12 protein-coding genes are annotated in these 18,103 nt (G+C 50.4%); 11 read left to right on the top strand and 1 reads right to left on the bottom strand.

What is annotated here, in order from left to right; genetic code table 11:
* The first annotated feature begins 17 nt into the window (after positions 1–17).
* The 4 genes from bglX to M4J38_RS05340 all read left to right on the top strand — a co-directional run bounded on the left by bglX (position 18) and on the right by M4J38_RS05340 (position 4,112).
* Entirely contained in the window at positions 18–2,297 is a 2,280-nt protein-coding gene (bglX, locus tag M4J38_RS05355) for a beta-glucosidase BglX (RefSeq protein ID WP_251758504.1), read from the top strand.
* A gap of 59 nt (positions 2,298–2,356) precedes the next feature.
* Complete coding sequence (locus M4J38_RS05350) at positions 2,357–2,806, top strand: hypothetical protein (RefSeq protein ID WP_251758503.1); 450 nt, start codon at positions 2,357–2,359, stop codon at positions 2,804–2,806.
* A 17-nt stretch (positions 2,807–2,823) separates the two neighbouring features.
* Complete coding sequence (locus M4J38_RS05345; RefSeq protein WP_251758502.1) at positions 2,824–3,159, top strand: prolyl oligopeptidase family serine peptidase; 336 nt, start codon at positions 2,824–2,826, stop codon at positions 3,157–3,159.
* A 326-nt stretch (positions 3,160–3,485) separates the two neighbouring features.
* Positions 3,486–4,112 carry an HAD family phosphatase gene (locus M4J38_RS05340; protein WP_251758501.1) on the top strand — a complete coding sequence of 209 codons (627 nt, stop codon included), beginning with the start codon at positions 3,486–3,488 and terminating at the stop codon, positions 4,110–4,112.
* Here the strand turns inward: M4J38_RS05340 and M4J38_RS05335 are convergent.
* The gene (locus tag M4J38_RS05335) at positions 4,102–4,353 is read right to left on the bottom strand and encodes a hypothetical protein (protein ID WP_251758500.1); all 252 of its coding nucleotides are present in this window, start codon (positions 4,351–4,353) and stop codon (positions 4,102–4,104) included. The two genes, M4J38_RS05340 and M4J38_RS05335, sit on opposite strands and share 11 nt — an antisense overlap.
* Positions 4,354–4,571: 218 nt before the next feature.
* On the opposite strand from M4J38_RS05335, the gene M4J38_RS05330 reads away from it, so the two are divergent.
* From M4J38_RS05330 to M4J38_RS05300, 7 genes are all read left to right on the top strand, one after another.
* On the top strand, positions 4,572–5,042 hold the full coding sequence (locus tag M4J38_RS05330) for a ribosome maturation factor (protein ID WP_251758499.1): 471 nt from the start codon (positions 4,572–4,574) through the stop codon (positions 5,040–5,042).
* A 26-nt stretch (positions 5,043–5,068) separates the two neighbouring features.
* Complete coding sequence (gene nusA, locus M4J38_RS05325) at positions 5,069–6,316, top strand: transcription termination factor NusA (RefSeq protein WP_251758498.1); 1,248 nt, start codon at positions 5,069–5,071, stop codon at positions 6,314–6,316.
* 116 nt (positions 6,317–6,432) lie between these two features.
* Positions 6,433–9,447, top strand: coding sequence for a translation initiation factor IF-2 (gene infB, locus M4J38_RS05320; protein ID WP_251758497.1), 3,015 nt, complete (start codon positions 6,433–6,435; stop codon positions 9,445–9,447).
* A gap of 309 nt (positions 9,448–9,756) precedes the next feature.
* Entirely contained in the window at positions 9,757–11,100 is a 1,344-nt protein-coding gene (locus M4J38_RS05315) for a peptidylprolyl isomerase (RefSeq protein ID WP_251758496.1), read from the top strand.
* A 108-nt stretch (positions 11,101–11,208) separates the two neighbouring features.
* Complete coding sequence (locus M4J38_RS05310; RefSeq protein ID WP_251758495.1) at positions 11,209–11,754, top strand: NADPH-dependent FMN reductase; 546 nt, start codon at positions 11,209–11,211, stop codon at positions 11,752–11,754.
* Positions 11,755–12,068: 314 nt separating this feature from the next.
* Positions 12,069–17,405 carry a PAS domain S-box protein gene (locus tag M4J38_RS05305; protein ID WP_251758494.1) on the top strand — a complete coding sequence of 1,779 codons (5,337 nt, stop codon included), beginning with the start codon at positions 12,069–12,071 and terminating at the stop codon, positions 17,403–17,405.
* 5 nt (positions 17,406–17,410) lie between these two features.
* Positions 17,411–18,058, top strand: coding sequence for a response regulator transcription factor (locus M4J38_RS05300; protein WP_251758493.1), 648 nt, complete (start codon positions 17,411–17,413; stop codon positions 18,056–18,058).
* Positions 18,059–18,103 lie beyond the last annotated feature (45 nt).

Here is an 18,103-nt window from a genome sequence, read left to right as displayed (position 1 = left end):
AGATAAAAACGAAAGACATGCAGATGAAAAGAATGATGGTTCCGGCCATGTTACTACTGGGTTCCTTCGCGATGGCCCAGCCCAAAACAAATCCCGCGCAGGCGCGTATGAATACCTTTGTGCAGGCGCTGATGCAGAAGATGACGCTGGAAGAAAAGATTGGTCAGCTCAACCTGCCTTCTATTGGATTCGATGTAACGGGGCCTGTGGTGAGCCAGGGCGTGGAAGAAAAGATCAAAAAAGGTTTGGTGGGCGGTGTATTTAATACATTCACGCCGGTAGCGGTACGCAAACTACAGGAGATGGCGGTTACACAAACCCGTTTGAAAATACCGCTCCTGTTTGGTTACGATGTGATCCACGGCCACAGAACGATTTTCCCGATACCACTCGGTTTATCGGCAAGCTGGGATACCGCGATGATCAGGCTTACCGCACGTGCCGCCGCTGAAGAAGCCAGTGCCGATGGCCTGAACTGGACTTTCTCTCCGATGGTGGACATTGCCCGCGATCCCCGCTGGGGTCGCGTAAGTGAAGGCGCGGGTGAGGACCCCTTCCTCGGTTCCCAGATCGCGAAGGCCATGGTGAAAGGCTACCAGGGCGACGACCTGAAAAAAGACAATACCATCCTGGCCTGCGTGAAGCACTTCGCCCTCTATGGCGCTTCCGAAGCGGGACGTGATTACAATACCACGGACATGAGCCGCATCAGGATGTACAATGAATACTTCCCGCCCTATAAAGCCGCGATAGACGCTGGCGTGGCCACGGTAATGAGTTCGTTCAACGAAGTGGATGGGGTGCCGGCTTCCGCAAACAAATGGCTGATGACAGATGTACTCCGCAAACAATGGGGTTTCAAAGGATTTGTGGTAACCGATTATACCGCCATCAACGAAATGATCGCACATGGCATCGGAGACGGGAAAGAAGTGGCCCGTCGTGCCATCAAAGCACCCGTGGAAATGGATATGGTAGGCGAACTGTTCATCCAGCAACTGCCCGGGCTGGTGAAAGAAGGAAAAGTATCCGTTGCTGAAATTGACAACGCCTGCAGGCTGATACTGGAAGCCAAATACAAACTCGGATTGTTTGAAGATCCCTATAAATATGTAAGTGAGGAAAGGAACAGGCGCGAGATCATGAATGATCAGAAGAAAATGCTTGCGAAAGAAGCGGCCATCAAAAGTATGGTGCTCCTGAAGAACGAAAACAACGTTTTACCCCTGAGCGCCGAGAAAAAAATCGCCTTCATAGGACCGTTGGTAAAGAACCAGCGCGACCTGATCGGCAACTGGAGTGGCGCGGGCGATTACAAACAGGCCGTGAGCGTATGGCAGGCATTGGAAAGAAAGATCACCGCCGCGCCATTCTACTATGCGAAGGGCTGCAACCTGGTGGATGATGAAGCGCTGAAGAATAAATTGAATCCGCACGGCGCCATGCTGGAAGCTGATGTACAATCGCCGGAAGCGCTGATCAGGGAAGCCGTGGAAACCGCGAACAAATCAGATGTAGTGGTAGCCTTCCTGGGCGAACCCTTCGGCATGAGTGGGGAAGCAGCCAGCCGCAGCGATATTGGGCTGCTGCCCAACCAGCAACGTTTGCTGAAAGCATTGAAAGAAACAGGGAAGCCCATCGTGCTCGTATTGATGAATGGTCGTCCGCTCACACTCAGTTGGGAAGATGAAAACATGAGCGCTATCCTTGAAACCTGGTATGGCGGCACGATGGCGGGGCCCGCTATCGTAGATGTCTTGTACGGCGAAGCGAACCCTTCGGGTAAACTGAGCATGACCTTCCCCCGGAACGTAGGACAAATCCCTTTGTACTACAACCACAAGAATACCGGTCGTCCACTGGATGAGAACCAGAAATATACCAGTAAATACCTCGATGTTTCCAATGAGCCTTTGTATCCCTTCGGCCACGGACTCAGCTACACCAGTTTTTCTTACGGCGACATCATGCTCAGTGGAAAAACCCTCGGCGTAACCGGGAAACTTACCGCCACCGTTACCGTTACAAACACCGGGAAATACAAGGGGGAAGAAACGGTGCAATTGTATGTGCGCGACCTGGTGGGCACCGTAACACGTCCCGTAAAAGAATTGAAAGGCTTCAGCAAGGTAACGCTTGCGCCTGGTGAATCGAAGAAAGTAACCTTCACGATTACCCCCGACGACCTGAAGTTCTACAACGGCGACCTGCAACTGGTGCATGAACCCGGGGAATACCACGTTTTCATAGGCGGTTCCAGCGCCACATCTAACAAAGCAACTTTTACGCTCAGATAAAAAGCATCCCGGCCGGAAACGAGCCGGGATCTTTATTTTATTCCGTTAAAACAAAGGTTATGAACAGGAAAAAGACGGTATTGATTGCCTTCATGATGCTTAGCGCTTTTGCCAAAGTTTTCGCCCAGGATTTTTCCCTCTACCAGAAGAAAGTGCATATTTCCGGTAACGATACCCTTCCCTACCGGTTATTGCTACCCGAAAACTTTGATCCCGGAAAATCATATCCGCTGGTCTTTTTCATGCACGGCGCGGGGGAACGGGGTAACAACAATGAGGCACAACTCACCCACGGCGGAAAATTATTCATCCGGGAAGATATCCGAAAGGATTATCCGGCCATCGTGGTGTTCCCGCAGTGCCCGCGCACCAGCTATTGGAGCAACGTCAACATCCAATTGGATACTGCCGGAAAAAGAGTCTTCGTCTTCAAATCGGGCGGTGAGCCCTCTCTGGCCATGAAAATGGCGCAGGAGCTGCTTTACCATACACTAAGGAATATAAAATAAAAAACGACCAGGTATATGTGGCCGGTTTGAGCATGGGCGGCATGGGCACTTTCGAAATGGTGTACCGCAACCCGCACCTCTTCGCCGCGGCCATCCCGATCTGCGGAGGCTCCGATCCGGCCATCGCACCTGTTGTCAAAAACGTGGACTGGTGGGTTTTCCACGGCGCCAAAGATGATATCGTTCCTCCCGTAAATTCCGATATCATGGTCGATGCCCTGAAAAAAGCAGGCGCTTCCGTGAAGTACACCCTCTACCCCGAAGCCAACCACAACAGCTGGGACCCCACCTTCGCCGAAAAAGACCTGCTGCCCTGGCTCTTCTCCCGGAAAAAGAAAGATAACGCCAGGTAATTGTTGCTGGATATTATATTTGCCACGGAGAAGAAATTTTGAATTTTGAATGTTGAGTATTGAATTGGTGCTGCTTAACTTTACAGGAAAAATGAAGTGGATTACACCATTCATTTTTCCTCCGTGACGAACTTTCAGCGTTCCAAACGTTGCGCCTTTGCGCCGTTGCGAGAAAATAACCCAATACTCAAAATCCTTTTCCTCAGCAATTCACCATAAAACAGCGCCTTGCGTCCTTGCTCCTTTGCGCTGCGCTGTGCAAAGCACAAAGCAGTTGCGTGAAACGAAGCAGGAAGCAGCGAGGAACAAAGCAGAAACAACCGACCATGCTCGAAAACATAGATGCCATCGTATTCGACCTCGGAGGCGTACTCCTCAACCTCGATTTCGGAAAAACCGAACAAGCCTTCGTCAACGCCGGCCTCACCAACTTCAAACAGTACTTCGCCCTCGGCCACGCCGATGCCATCTTCCGCGACTATGAAACCGGCGCCATTACCGATGAACAATTCGTGCAAGGCATGGTAAAACTCACCAACGGAAAACTAACACCCGAATCCGCGCTTGCCGCCTGGAACGCCATGCTGCTCGATTTTCCCACGGAAAGAGTAGAACTGCTTGAAAAACTCTCCCGCCACAAAAGAATCTTCCTCTACAGCAATACCAACGCCATTCACCACGCGTTTTTCATTGCCGCCTTCCAGGAAGTGTACGGCAAAAGCATGGATGGACTCTTCGAAAAAGCCTATTACTCTCACCTGATAGGCCATAGAAAGCCCGATACCAGTGGATTTGAATACATTGCTGAAGATGCTCCCCTTGATCCGGCGCGTACCTTATTCATTGACGATGCGGCCGTGAATGTGGACGGAGCCCGTAAAGCGGGATGGCAGGCCTATTGGCTACAGCCGGGAGATACGGTGAACAGGTTGTTTGACCCGCTTATTTCTTGATTTCCTCAAATTCGATGTAGTCGCCGACTACATTTTTACTGCGGGTGGCCTGTTCCTGCTGTTGGCGGTATTGTTCCTGCTGTTGTTGCTGCGCGCGGAATTGCGCGTTCATTTTCGACTGCACATCACGGAACTGCCGGCGCACATTACGGGTGGTGCGGTAAACCGGCAACACGAATCCATAAATGAATTTGTATAAAAAGTAAAGGCCGATGGCCCAGAGTACTATTTTCAAAAACATGCCACGAAGGTAAGTATTTCTCCATTTTAAGCCGGCCCGCCGCTGCTTCTAAGAGAATTTTAACGTACCCGGTGGCCCCGCTGTACGGGTACTGGCCCGAAATGAATTTTTTTTCAAAAAAAAACATACATTTGCACTCGGAATATGAAACTGAAGAAGGGAACGAGCGCCGTTCCCTTCTTTATTTCCTACCAGTGGACAAACGGACGGTTTTTTTTATGGCAAACGAAGTACAGATTCAGGCAATTGAACAGATGGTGACGCAACTCCTGGCCGAAGACCCGGATTGCTTTCTCGTGGAAATCCGCATCAAACCCACCAATAATGTGAAGGTTTTCCTGGATGCCGACTCGGGCATTTCCATCGCAAAATGTGTTACCTACAACAGGGCGCTCTATAAAATGATGGAAGAATCCGCACTCTATCCTGATGGCGATTTTTCCCTGGAAGTATCCTCTCCGGGATTGAGTGAGCCGTTGAAACTGCTCCGTCAATACAGGAAGAATATCGGGCGACACGTGGAAGTGGTGCTGAAAGACGGTACACAGAAAGAAGGAAAACTCACGGAAGTTACCGAAGAAGGCATCGTGGTGGAGGAAGAAAAAGGAAAAAACAAGAAAAAAGAAGTGGTGAGCCACGCGCTCCTTTTCGAGCATATCAAACAAACAAAAATTCAAATCGTGTTCTAATACACTGGTTCTAAATGTAAAGTGCTATGGCAAGTATTAACCTGATCGAAGCATTCCAGGATTTTAAAGAGGCGGAAAACATCGACCGCCCTACGATGATGAAAGTGGTGGAGGATGTGTTCAAAACGCTGCTCCGGAAGAAGTATGGCAGTGACGAGAACTTCGACGTGATCGTGAACGCCGAAAAGGGCGACCTGGAAATTGTACGTCGCCGTATGATCGTGGACGACGGAGCCGTTGAAGACCCCCTGGCGGAAATCGCCTACAGCGATGCCGTGAAGATCGAACCCGACTTTGAAGTAGGGGAAGAACTTTACGAGGAGGTGGACATCATGGACTTCGGCCGCCGCGCCATCCTGGCCGCGAAACAAACCCTTGCCAGCCGCATCAGCGACCTGAAAAAGAATGTACTCGTTAAAAAATATGGTGACAGGGTGGGAGAAATCATCTCCGCCGAAGTGTACCAGGTTTGGAAAAAGGAAATCCTCCTGCTGGACGAGGAAGGCAACGAACTTATCCTGCCTAAATCAGAGCAGATTCCTTCCGATTATTTCAAAAAAGGAGAGAACGTTCGCGCCGTGGTAAAAAAGGTGGAACTGAAAAATAACTCGCCCGTAATCATTCTTTCCCGCACACATCCGTCTTTCCTTGCTAAATTGCTGGAAATTGAGGTGCCGGAAATCTTCGACGGTCTTATCGTGATCCGCAAAATCGTTCGTGAACCAGGTGAAAGGGCCAAAGTGGCCGTGGAATCCTTCGACGACAGGATCGATCCGGTGGGCGCCTGCGTAGGGATGAAAGGTAGTCGTATCCACGGTATCGTGCGCGAACTGAAGAACGAGAACATTGATGTGATCAACTGGACCGCCAATACACAACTGCTGATCCAACGCTCGCTCACGCCCGCCAAGATCAGTTATATGGACATCGACCAGGAGAAACACCATGCCGATGTTTACCTCAAACCCGACCAGGTTTCACTCGCCATCGGAAGAAAAGGCGTGAACATCAAACTGGCCTGTGAACTGACAGGACTTAATATAGATGTGTACCGCGATAACGAGGGAGAAGAAGAAGAATTCGACGTGAACCTGGATGAATTCAGCGATGAGATCGAAACATGGATCATCGACGAACTCAAACGTGTGGGTTGCGATACGGCAAGAAGCGTACTGCAACTTACAGCAGATGAACTGGAACGTCGTACCGACCTGGAAAGAGTGACCATTGATGATGTGCGTCGCGTGCTCCAGGAAGAAATGGACAAGGAATAATTGTTGCAGCCCTATTTTTGCGGAGATGCAGCACTCACGCAGGTGAGATACTCTATAACCGGAAACTAAAAAGAGGATCGCGCTACCGGTCGCGATCAGTGGAAAAATAAACGCGAATGTCAGAAGTTACAACACCACGCCTAATGGCTGCTGCCAAAGAGTTCAATGTTGGTAAAGATACCATAGTGGACTTTTTGGAAAGTAAAGGATTCAGCAGGGACGACCTGAAACCCACGTCGAAGTTAACGGAGGAAATGTACCGTTCTTTGCAACAGGAGTTTCAGGGCGATAAGGTCGCCAAATTGAAGAGCGACCAGATCGACCTGCCGAAGGGCGGCGCAGGTGATGCCAGGAAAAAGAAAGAAGAGGAAGAAGCCGCTGCCAAAGCGGCCGCAGATAAAAAAGCCGCTGCCAGGAAAGAGGAGGAAGCCGCTGAAGAAGCTGCCCAGGTTGCTGAAGTGGAAGAAGCGCCCGCCCCCGCTCCCGTATTTAAGGAGGAGCCGAAGGAGGAAGCGCCTGCCCCTGAAGTGGTGAAGATTGAAGCGCCCGAACTGGAAGGGCCTAAAGTGCTGGATAAAATAGACCTGTCTGCGATAGATTCTTCCACCCGCCCCAAAAAGGTGGTAAAGAAAGAAGAAGAGCCGAAAGAAGCTCCCGCTCCGGTGGAAGAAGTGCAGGAAGCTCCTGCGCCTGTTGTAGCCGAAGAGCCGGCGCCACAAATGCCCGCAGCGGAACCAGTAAGCGAGCCAGAACCAGCGCCCGTGCAGGAAACAACACCTGAACCCGTAGCTGAAGTGAAGGCAGAGGAACCTGTGGCACAGGCGCCTGCCGCCGCACAGGAAGAAGTGCAGGAAACAGGCGAACCCGTGATCGAAAATATCAGGGCGCAACGCCTGGAAGGACCTAAGATCCTGGGCAAAATTGAACTCCCCGTTGACAGTGATACCCGTCCGAAGCCGGCGGCCAAAGACGAAAAACGCAAACGCAAGCGTATTCCCATTGAGAAGAAAGGCGATGCGCCAAGCCGTCCTGCCGGACAACAGGGACAAGGCGGTCAGCAAGGTGGCCAGCAGCAGGGAAGAACGGGTCCGCGCCCAACCATCCAGCGTGCCGGACAAGGCGGAGGACAGAACAGAGGTCCGAATAACCGTCCCGGTCAGCAAGGTGGCGGACAAAACAGAAGAGGACCAGCCACACCGGCCGACCGCGAAATAGATCAAAAAGAAATTCAGGAAAAAATACGGCAAACCCAGGCCAAACTGGCCGGAGGAAGCCGCAGTGGAAAAGGTTCCAAAGCCAAATACCGCCGCGAAAAACGCGAGCACATGGCCGAACAGATGGGTGAACACGGTATGGAGGACAACAAGCTCCAGGTGACCGAATTCATCAGCGTAAGCGAACTCGCCAACCTGATGGATGTAAGCTTCGCCGAAGTGATCGGTAAATGTATGGGCCTCGGTATCATGGTGTCCATCAACCAGCGTCTCGATGCGGAAGTAATTGAACTCGTGGCCAGTGAATTCGGCTTCGAAGTGGAATTCATCGGCATGGACGAACAAATGGAAATGGAGGAAGAAGAAGAAGTGGACGACGCGGAAGACCTTCAGTCCCGCGCACCCATCGTGACCATCATGGGACACGTTGACCACGGTAAAACCTCCTTGCTCGATTATATCCGGAAAGCCAACGTAATTGCCGGTGAGGCCGGTGGTATCACGCAGCACATCGGTGCCTACGAGGTGACCCTGCCCAACGGAAAACACATCACTTTCCTGGATACGCCCGGTCACGAAGCCTTTACGGCCATGCGTGCCCGTGGTGCCAAAGTAACGGATATCGCGGTAATCGTAGTGGCCGCGGATGACGCGGTGATGCCCCAGACAAAAGAGGCCATCTCCCACGCACAGGCCGCCGGTGTTCCCATGATCTTCGCCATCAACAAGATCGATAAGGATGGCGCCAATCCGCAAAAAATATACGAACAACTGGCCGGTATGAACCTGCTGGTGGAAGAGTGGGGTGGTAAGTTCCAGTCGCAGGAACTCTCCGCGAAACAAGGTTTGAATGTGGACCTCCTCCTCGAAAAAATATTGCTGGAAGCCGAATTGCTGGAACTGAAGGCCAATCCTGAAAGAGAAGCCACCGGTACCATCATCGAAGCATCGCTGGATAAAGGACGTGGTTATGTTGCCACCGTGCTGGTACTGAATGGTACTCTGAACATGGGCGATACCGTTGTATCCGGTCAGTACTTTGGTAAGGTGAAAGCGATGTTCAACGAAAGGAACCAGCGCATCGAAAAAGCGCCGCCAGCCACACCGGTACTTGTGCTTGGTTTGAACGGCGCGCCTCAGGCTGGTGAGAAGTTTAAGGTGTACCAGGATGAAAGCGAAGCGAAAGAAGTGGCCACCCGCCGTGCTTCTATCCTCCGCGAACAGGGTATGCGTACCAAAAAACACATCACCCTCGATGAAATCGGTCGCCGTCTGGCACTCGGGAACTTCAAGGAACTTAACCTCATCATCAAAGGTGACGTGGATGGTTCCGTGGAAGCCCTTACCGATTCACTTCAGAAATTATCCACGGAAGAAATACAGGTGCGCGTGGTGCACAAGGGCGTAGGTCAGATCACCGAGTCCGACGTACTCCTGTCCGCCGCTTCCGACGCCATCCTGATCGGATTTAACGTACGTCCTTCTTCCCAGGCCAACAAACTGGCCGAAACAGAAGGCGTGGAAATCAAACTGTACTCTATCATCTACACCGCCATCGAAGAAATCAAATCCGCGATGGAAGGGATGCTGGAACCGAAAATACAGGAGAAAATCACCGCCAACGTGGAAGTGCGCGAAGTGTACAAGTTCGACAAAGCCACCGTTGCAGGTTGTTATGTACTCGAAGGGAAGATATTCCGGAACTCCAAAGTGCGCCTGATCCGAGATGGTATCGTGGTGTACCCGACGGGCGAAGGCGCTTCCGCGGAACTGGGATCACTCAAACGCTTCAAAGACGATGTGAAGGAAGTGTCCACGCACATGGAGTGCGGTCTTACATTCCGGAACTATAATGATATCCGCCCCGGCGATATCGTGGAAGTGTTCGAGATGGAAGAGGTGAAGCGTACGCTGTAAGTTATTTTACGCAAGGAACGCGAGTGCTTCGTTCCTCGCAGGAGCAAGGACGCAAGGAATGGTTGATATTCCGGCGTTTTTGCTCCTTTACTTTTGCACGCAACGCCGCTACGACTCAACGGAGCGATTCATTTTGAAAGACAACAACGCTTTGCGTCTGCGAGGAACGAAGCAGTGTGCTCTTTGCGTGACAAAAGGCAGTCACGCCCTTTGCGGGAACCTCCCCACAAAATTATTGTTAAAACAACCCCGCCTGCTTCCCCTATCAAATAACAAGGTATCTTTACACGATACAGAAACACTGTTTGAATGAAGAAATTGCTCACCCTGGCCCTCATGGCCGGCTCCTTTACCGCTTTTGCCCAACAGAAAATGGTGGCAGATAAAATCATCGGCATCGTGGGCGACAAGATCGTCCTCAATTCCGATATCATGAACGAGATCAACGACGCGAAACGCAGAGGTGTCGAGATACCGAAAGGTTCCGAATGCGGCATGCTTCAACAGGCGCTTGCTACCAAAGCGCTGGTGCTTCAGGCAGAAAAGGATTCGCTTCCCCTCACAGATGACGACGTGGAAGCCAGGCTCGACCTGAAAATCCGGGAATTTATCCGGATGTACGGCTCCAAAGACGCGCTGGAACAGGTGGCACAACGTACAGTTTACCAGATAAAGGAAGATTTCCGCCTGCCCATCCGGGAAGGATTGCTGGCGGAACAAATGCGCGATAAACTGATCAGCGGCGTGAAAGTTACGCCCGCTGAAGTGAAAGAATTCTTTGAGAAAATTCCAAAAGATAGCCTTCAGTTCTTCGAATCAGAGTACGAACTGGGTGAAATCATGGTGTATCCCAAGGCATCAAGGGACATTGAACTGCTCGCCATCGAAGAACTGAACGGTTTCAAAAAGCAGGTGGAATCGGGCTCCCGTAAGTTCGAGAACCTGGCCGATCTGTATTCAGATGATAAAGGCACCCAGCAACAGGGGGGTACTTTGTTGCTGAACAGAACCGAACAGATCTGGGACCCCACTTTTAAAGCAGCCGCTTTCCGCCTGAAGGAAGGGCAGATTTCTCCCGTAATCAAATCCAAGTTCGGGTTCCATATCATTCAACTGATCAGCCGTTCCGGAGACGACGCGCTGGTGCGCCACATCCTGAAAATTCCGCAGGTCACACAAACAGAAATTGATGAGGCCATCGTGAAGCTTGATTCGGTGCGCGCTAAACTTATCGCGGGTACCATCGATTTCGGCAGGGCCGTTGCCTTGTACAGCGACGATGAATTCGGTAAGTTCAATACCGGCGGTCTCCGCGTGGTGACCATCGATCAGATGGATAAGGACCTGGTAAAAAGATTGAGCCAGTTGAAGATCGGTGAGTTTTCCCAGCCACTTCCTTTTAAAGACGAACGTGAAAAGCAGGGTGTGCGTATCGTGTACATCCGCTCCAAAACGGAACCGCACCGCATGAACATGAAAGACGATTACAACAAGATCGCTGAAATGGCCAAGAAGGAGAAAGAATTTGAAGTGCTGGAAAAATGGTTCAATACCCGGATCCCGGATTTCTACATCATGATCGATGAAAGCTACAGCGGATGTCCCGAACTGGCACCCTGGATCAAAGAAGCCGTGATCAGCAAGGCGAATTGATACTAAAAGGAATACGAATTGTACAGGCGTTCCCCGGTGGAACGCTTTTTTTATTGGATGATAGCGTGTAAACTTGCGGTGTTCCGCTTCAGCTTAAAAAACATAATTATGAATATAGTACTCATTTCGGGCAGTCCACGGCAGCAAAGCGTTACCCAACGGGTAGCCATTCACCTGCTCAACAGGTTAAAAAATGAAACGGACCACAACATCACCTATATCGATATGCGCGAACACTGGTTGCCGCCTATTCAGCAGGTGTACAAAAATGCGGAAATGGCTCCGGAAGCGCAGCAGCCTATAGTTGATGCGGTTTTCAATGCAGACGCCTTTATCCTTGTTTCACCTGAATACAACGGCGGTTATTCGGCCACCATGAAAAACTTCCTCGATCATTTCCCTAAACACAGCCGGAAGGCATTCGGTATCGCCACGGCTTCTGATGGCGCGATGGGAGGAATGCGCGCCGCGCAGCAACTGCTTCAACTGGTGCCCGCACTTTTCGGGATCGCTTCTCCGAGAATGCTGGTGACGCCGCTGGTAGATAAAAAGTTCAATGCCGACGGCAGTTTGGCTGATCCTGACTTCGAAAAGAGCGTCTCGGTTTTCCTGCAAGAGTTCCTTTGGCTGGCCACTGCGCTCACTAAAAGCTAGTTCCCCTGCATCCAGCTAGAAGAAAACCCTTAACGGATGCTGAATTTTACGCTTAAATAAGGAAACGGTCTTACAGATTATGGTTTTTTATTATCTATTTGTATGACATTTACACGTGTAAAAATTTACGTTTCCAACAACAAGCGTTTCTAAACATACTGGATTCCTAGGAAGAACCCGGCCCTCTGCTTGCAGGGGGCTTTTTGCTGTGTTCAAAACCCGTATCTTACGCGCAAAATCTGGATCGCTTAAAATAAGCCCGGCTGATGAAAGATAGCATGAGCAACCCTTTGATAGAGCACAAAAATAACTTCATGCTCATTACTGATATTGATGGGAACATCCGCTTCATCGATCAGTATTCGCAAGATGAACTACAGTTGAAGGAAGGCGACTCTATTCCCGTGCGCCTTCACCCCGGTGACGCGGCACTTTTCCTGGCCATGCTTACAAGACTCGCCGGATCAAATGGTAACCGGGAAGCATGCCATCTTCATTTCTTACAGGGAAGTGTATTCGAAGATTATTTTTTTTCCATTGCCGGAAGAACCCGGAAAGATGGAGAAACGGAGTTTATTTTGAATGGACAGCGGCTATGGGGAAATGAAAAAAATGCTCCCGGGGGAGAACTGATCGTGATGAACAGCCTGGATGGTATTGTACTCGGTCACCCGGATGGCCGTGTACTCAAGGCCAATCCGGCTTTCTGTAAAATGTTGGGGTACACGGAAGCGGAAATAATTGCCCTGGGAAGGGATAAACTCCTTGATCCGGAGGACAGCCGGGTGCATTACGCCATAAGGATACGTGAAAAAACGGGGTATTACAAAGGTGAAATCACTTTCCTCCATAAGGATGGAACGAAAGTGGATACGGAAATTACCTCCCGGATATTTTCCGACCCTACCGGCCAGCGTTTCAGCAGTATGATCGTCAGGGACCAGAGCCTGCACAAGATTACCCAGAAAGCATTGCGTGAATCGGAGAACCTTTACAAGATGTTCTTTACCGACAACCCGATGCCCATGATGGTATACGACGCGGCTACGTTGAAAATACTGGAGGTGAACAAGAAGGCCGTGGAATATTATGGGTTCCCCGCCGATGTTTTTACCACGATGACCGCGCTGGACATCAGGCCGGAAGCAGACAGGAAAAGCTTCCAGAACTATATGAATAGCCTTGATCCCCAGGCGCCGGGCAGGAAAAGTCCTTCCCGTCACCAGAAAGCGTCAGGGGAAATCCGTGAGGTGGAGGTCTATTCTTATCCCTTCAACTACCATTCGCGCGAAACAAGGCTGATACTGGTGAACGACATTACCGAACAGCGCGCCGCCTCAGAGATCATCGCCAACAATGAAAAGCGTTTCCGCGCCATGATATCCGATTCATTGGATGTGATGATGCTGATCGACAGCGCTGCGGCTATCCGTTTTGTTACGCCTTCTGCCATGTCGCTTTTCGGGTACGATGAACAGGCGTTGATGGGCATGAGTTGCTTTGATTTTATTCATCCCGACGAACTGCACCTCGCGAAACGCGCGTTTGAAACGGATGTGTTGCAAACCCCCGAACTGCGTTCCATTGAAATAAGAATCCGACACGCCAACGGCCACTGGCTCTGGTGCTTTGTGCGCGCGCACAATATGCTGGATAACCCTCACGTAGGCGCCATCAAACTGGTGATCAGCGATGTTACGCACCGTAAAATCACGGAAGACGCCTTGCGTGAAAGTGAAGAAAGGTATAAGACCTTCATCAGGCAAACTTCCGAAGGCACCTGGCGCTTTGAAATGCTGCAGCCCGTGTTCATCGGATGGCCGGAAATGCGCATCATCGAACAAGGCATCGCCTCCGGCTACCTGGCCGAATGCAACGACGCCATGGCCCGCATGTACGGCTTTGAAAAAGCGGAAGACGTACTGGGCGCCAGCATCGGCGATATGGTGAACCTGGACCAGCCCGAGAACATCGAATATTTTAGAAACTTCATCCGCGCCGGATTCCAGTTGAACAGCGTGGAATCCGTGGAAACGGACCGCCACGGCAACAGGAAGTACTTCCTGAATTCCCTTGTAGGCATTGTGGAAAATGGCTATCTGAAACGAATATGGGGTACACAGCGCGATGTTACGGAACAGAAAAAAGCGGAAGAAGCGCTGGTGATGAGCGAACGCAAGTTCCGCGGGCTGATGCAGAGCGGCGGCGATGTGATCGCGATCATCAACAGCGAAGGAGTAGTGCTGTATTCCAGTCCCACGGCGCTCACCGTATTGGGCAACGACCCGGAAGAGAATATCGGGAAGAACGTTTTCGAACACATCCATCCCGGCGACAGGAAATGGACACGCGAGATGTTTGATGCCATGATCAGCGAAGGAAGAACGAAAACCACGATTTCGCCCTACCGTTACCCGCATGCCACCAAAGGATACCGCTGGCTGGAAACGGTAGTAACCGACCTGCGTTCTGATCCTTCCATCGACGGATTCGTACTCAATTCAAGGGATATCACCGAAAGGATTAAACTGGAAACCGCGCTCCGGCAATACACCGAACAACTGGAGACAGCCCAGCGCATCGCGAAGCTGGCTTACCTGGAATATGATTTTAAGGAGAACAGGTACAACGGCTCACAGGAAGCTTATCAACTCGCTGAAATTACCGATCCCACCACGGAACTCACCCTTGAATACATCGTCTCTTTCATCCATCCTTCCCAACGGGAAGAAATATACGAAAGCATCAGCCGGGTACTTAGAGAAGGCTCAGGTATACAAAACGAATACCGCATTGTGCTGCCAAGCGGGAAGCAGAAAATCATCGCGGCCATGGGCACCATCACCAAAGGGGTGAACGGAGAATACGAAAAGTTCAACCTCGTGCTCCAGGACATTACCGATATGCGTGCGGCACTGGTGGCCCTGCAATCCAGTGAAAACAGGTTCCGGAATCTTTTTGACAACAGTGCCGACGGTATTTTACTTACTATTCCCGGAGGAGCCGTTCAGAACGCCAACGATGCCGTTTGCCAGTTGCTCGGGTATACCAGGGAGGAAATTCTTAAGAAAAAGCGGAAAGACATATTCGATTTTACGGATGAATCGTTCCACGACGCCATCCGTTCCCGCGATATGAATGGCAGGTACAAAGGGGAGCTCAGACTCTTGCACAAGAAGGGCCATACGATTGACGCCGAAATTACCAGCGTGCATTTTAAGGATGTCGAAGGCCGGTCTTTCCACAGTACCATCATCCGCGATATCACGGAAAAGAAGAAGCAGCAGCGGCTGGTGATTGAAAGTAAGATGGAGTTGCAGAAAGCCTTGCTGGAACTGAATAAATTACTTTGGGAGAAGGAAGAAACAGAAAAACGTTTGCGCATTTCCGAGAGAAACCTCCGCGCCATCTTCTCCTCCACCAATGAGTCTTTTGTGTTGCTGGACGCGGACTTCCGTGTAGTTACATTCAACAGTAAGGCCATCAATTATTTCCAGACTTACCTGAAAGCGGAAATGAAAGAGGGCGTATCGTATGCGCTCAGCTTACCGCCCGACCGCAGGTCCATGTTCATGGAACGCATGAATTATGTACTCGGGGGAAGAGAGTTGGTATATGAGATCAGTTATGAACAGCCCGAAGAAACATGGTTCAATGTTTACGCCAATCCCGTGTACAACAAGCGGGGGATGGTAGAAGAAATATGCCTTACCATTGCTGATATCACCCACCAGAAAATGGCGGAAAAGCGGATCAGAGAAACGGCGGAAAACCTTTCCAGCATTATGGAAACCATTTCCGACGGGATGATTATCCTCGACCACGACTGGCTCATCACCTACGTAAACCCCGCTGCCGAGCGTATACTTGGTATTCCACGTGCGGATATGATCGGCAAAAAGCAATGGGATGTGTTCCGGTCGGCGATTGATACCCCGTTCTTCCACCATTACCAACGGGTGATGAAGGAAAAAGTGGCCGTACAGTTTGAGGAATTGTATGAAGACATGAATACCTGGTTTGAAGTAAGCGCTTATCCCATCGGGGAAGGCGTGACCATTTATTTCAGGGATGTTTCAGAAAGAAGACAGCAACAAATGATCCTGGGGCTTGAAAAACAGGTGCTGGAGATCAACGCGGTGGAGCAGGTGACGCTTCAGACAACGATTCACTATTTCGTAAAGGGATTGGAAGAAATTCTTTTCGGGGCTTCCTGTATGGTACTGGGGCTGGATACCTCGGGAAGAAATACGCGCCTGTTATCAGCGCCTTCGTTCCCAGAATCCTTCAGAAAAGGAATCGCGGGATTGCCGGTGCATAAGGCGCAAACCTCCGCTTGCCTGGCCATGCACCAGAAGAAATATGCGGTTTCTCCTGATATTGGCTTCGATCCGGTTTGGAAAGAACACAAACAACTTGCGCTTTCTCATGGTTACAGGGCCTGCCGCAGCGTGCCCGTAATCAGTTCGCAGGACCAGGTACTCGGTTGCCTGGATGTGTACTACAAACAACCGTCAACGCCCGCGGAGAATGAGTTGTCGCTCATGGAACGGGCCGCGAATTTCCTGCGCATCATCATCGAAAACAAAACGGCCGATGAAAGATTACGCCTCAGCAGCGAGCGGTTTAATTACGTGCTGAAAGCCACCAATGAAGCGATTTACGACTGGGACCTGAATACGGATTATATCTATTGGGGAGAAGGGTTCACGACCTTGTTCGGCTACGAGATCACTGCTGAACAGCAACACATCAGCTTCTGGGAGAAATGTATTCACCCGGAGGACTCGGAAGAAGTGCTGACCAGCCTGAAGCGTTTCCTCCAGTTCGAGGAAACGGCGCATTGGGAAAAGGAATACCGCTTTCTGAAGGCGGACAACCAGTATGCTTACGTGATGGAAAAGGGGTTCGTGCTCAAGGATTCGGAAGGAAAACCTTTCCGGATGGTGGGTTCCATTCAGGACCTCACCTTGCGGAAACAACTGGAAAAAGAACTGCTGAGCCAGGAACTGGGAAAACAAAAGCTGGTGGCCCAGGCCGCGATAGACGCACAGGAAAAAGAACGCGGGCAGATAGGGAAAGAATTGCACGACAACATCAACCAGATACTCACCACCACCAAGCTCTACCTTGAACTGGCCCGCAGCGATGAAAAGAACAGGATGAACCTGATCAGCCGCAGCGCGCAGAACATCGTGGATACCATCCAGGAAATCAGGCAGCTCTCCCGTTCGCTTGTGCCACCAAGCATTGGCGATCTCGGTCTGGTAGCTTCTATTACTGATCTGATCGAGAACGTGCGCATCACGAATATGATCAATATTGAATTTTATCCCATCAATATTGAAGAAGAAGACATTGAGGATAACTTGAAACTGATGTTGTTCCGGGTTGTTCAGGAACAAATAAATAACGTATTGAAGCACGCAAAAGCAAAAAACCTTATTATTGAACTTACTTTCGACGATGAATACGTTGAGCTGAACATCAGTGATGATGGCGTCGGGTTTGAAATGCAGAAGATAAAAAGAGGGCTTGGCCTTTCAAACATCACCAGCCGGGCAGATTTATTCAACGGAAGAGTACAAATATTGACCAGTCCGGGAAAAGGTTGTAAATTGAATGTAACAGTTCCCAGAGAAAAAAAATAAAAGCTATGTCAGCCGAAAAAATTTCCATCCTGATTGCAGATGACCATAAGCTGATCCGGGAAACCTGGACCTTTATCCTGAATAGTGATGCACGATTCAAAGTGATCGCCGAATGCAGCAACGGCGATGACGCGATTGAAATTGCCAAAGCCCAGCGTCCCAACATCGTTCTGATGGACATCAATATGTCGCCCACTACCGGTATCGAAGCCACGCAGCAGATCCGAAAGGTCTCTCCGGCCACTAAGATTATCGGGGTTTCCATGCACTCCCAGCCCGCTTACGCCAAAAAGATGCTCAGTATCGGCGCAAGAGGGTACGTTACCAAGAACTCTTCCCGTGAAGAAATGATCAAGGCCATCCTGGAAGTGCACGGTGGAAACAAGTACATCTGCGATGAAGTGAAGAACATCATTTCTGAGCAGTTGCTGGAAGAAAACCAGGCGCCCAGTATTAACCTGCTCTCCGAAAGGGAGATACAGATCATCCGGTTGATCAAGCAGGGCAGTTCTTCCAAAGAAATCTCCACTGAGCTCAATATCTCGCTGAAAACCGTGGAGGTGCACAGGCACAATATCCTGAAAAAGCTGAACCTGAAGAATACCGCTTCGCTGGTGAACTTCATCAACAATTCGGCTATCGACCTTGTATAGCGCACTATGAAAGCCAGTACAGCAGGTAATCGTAAACACTTAATT

The organism is Parasegetibacter sp. NRK P23 (assembly GCF_023721715.1).
Lineage (GTDB): Bacteria > Bacteroidota > Bacteroidia > Chitinophagales > Chitinophagaceae > Parasegetibacter.
Note: the sequence above shows the minus strand (reverse complement) of the source record. Positions and strands in the feature narration are given on the sequence as shown.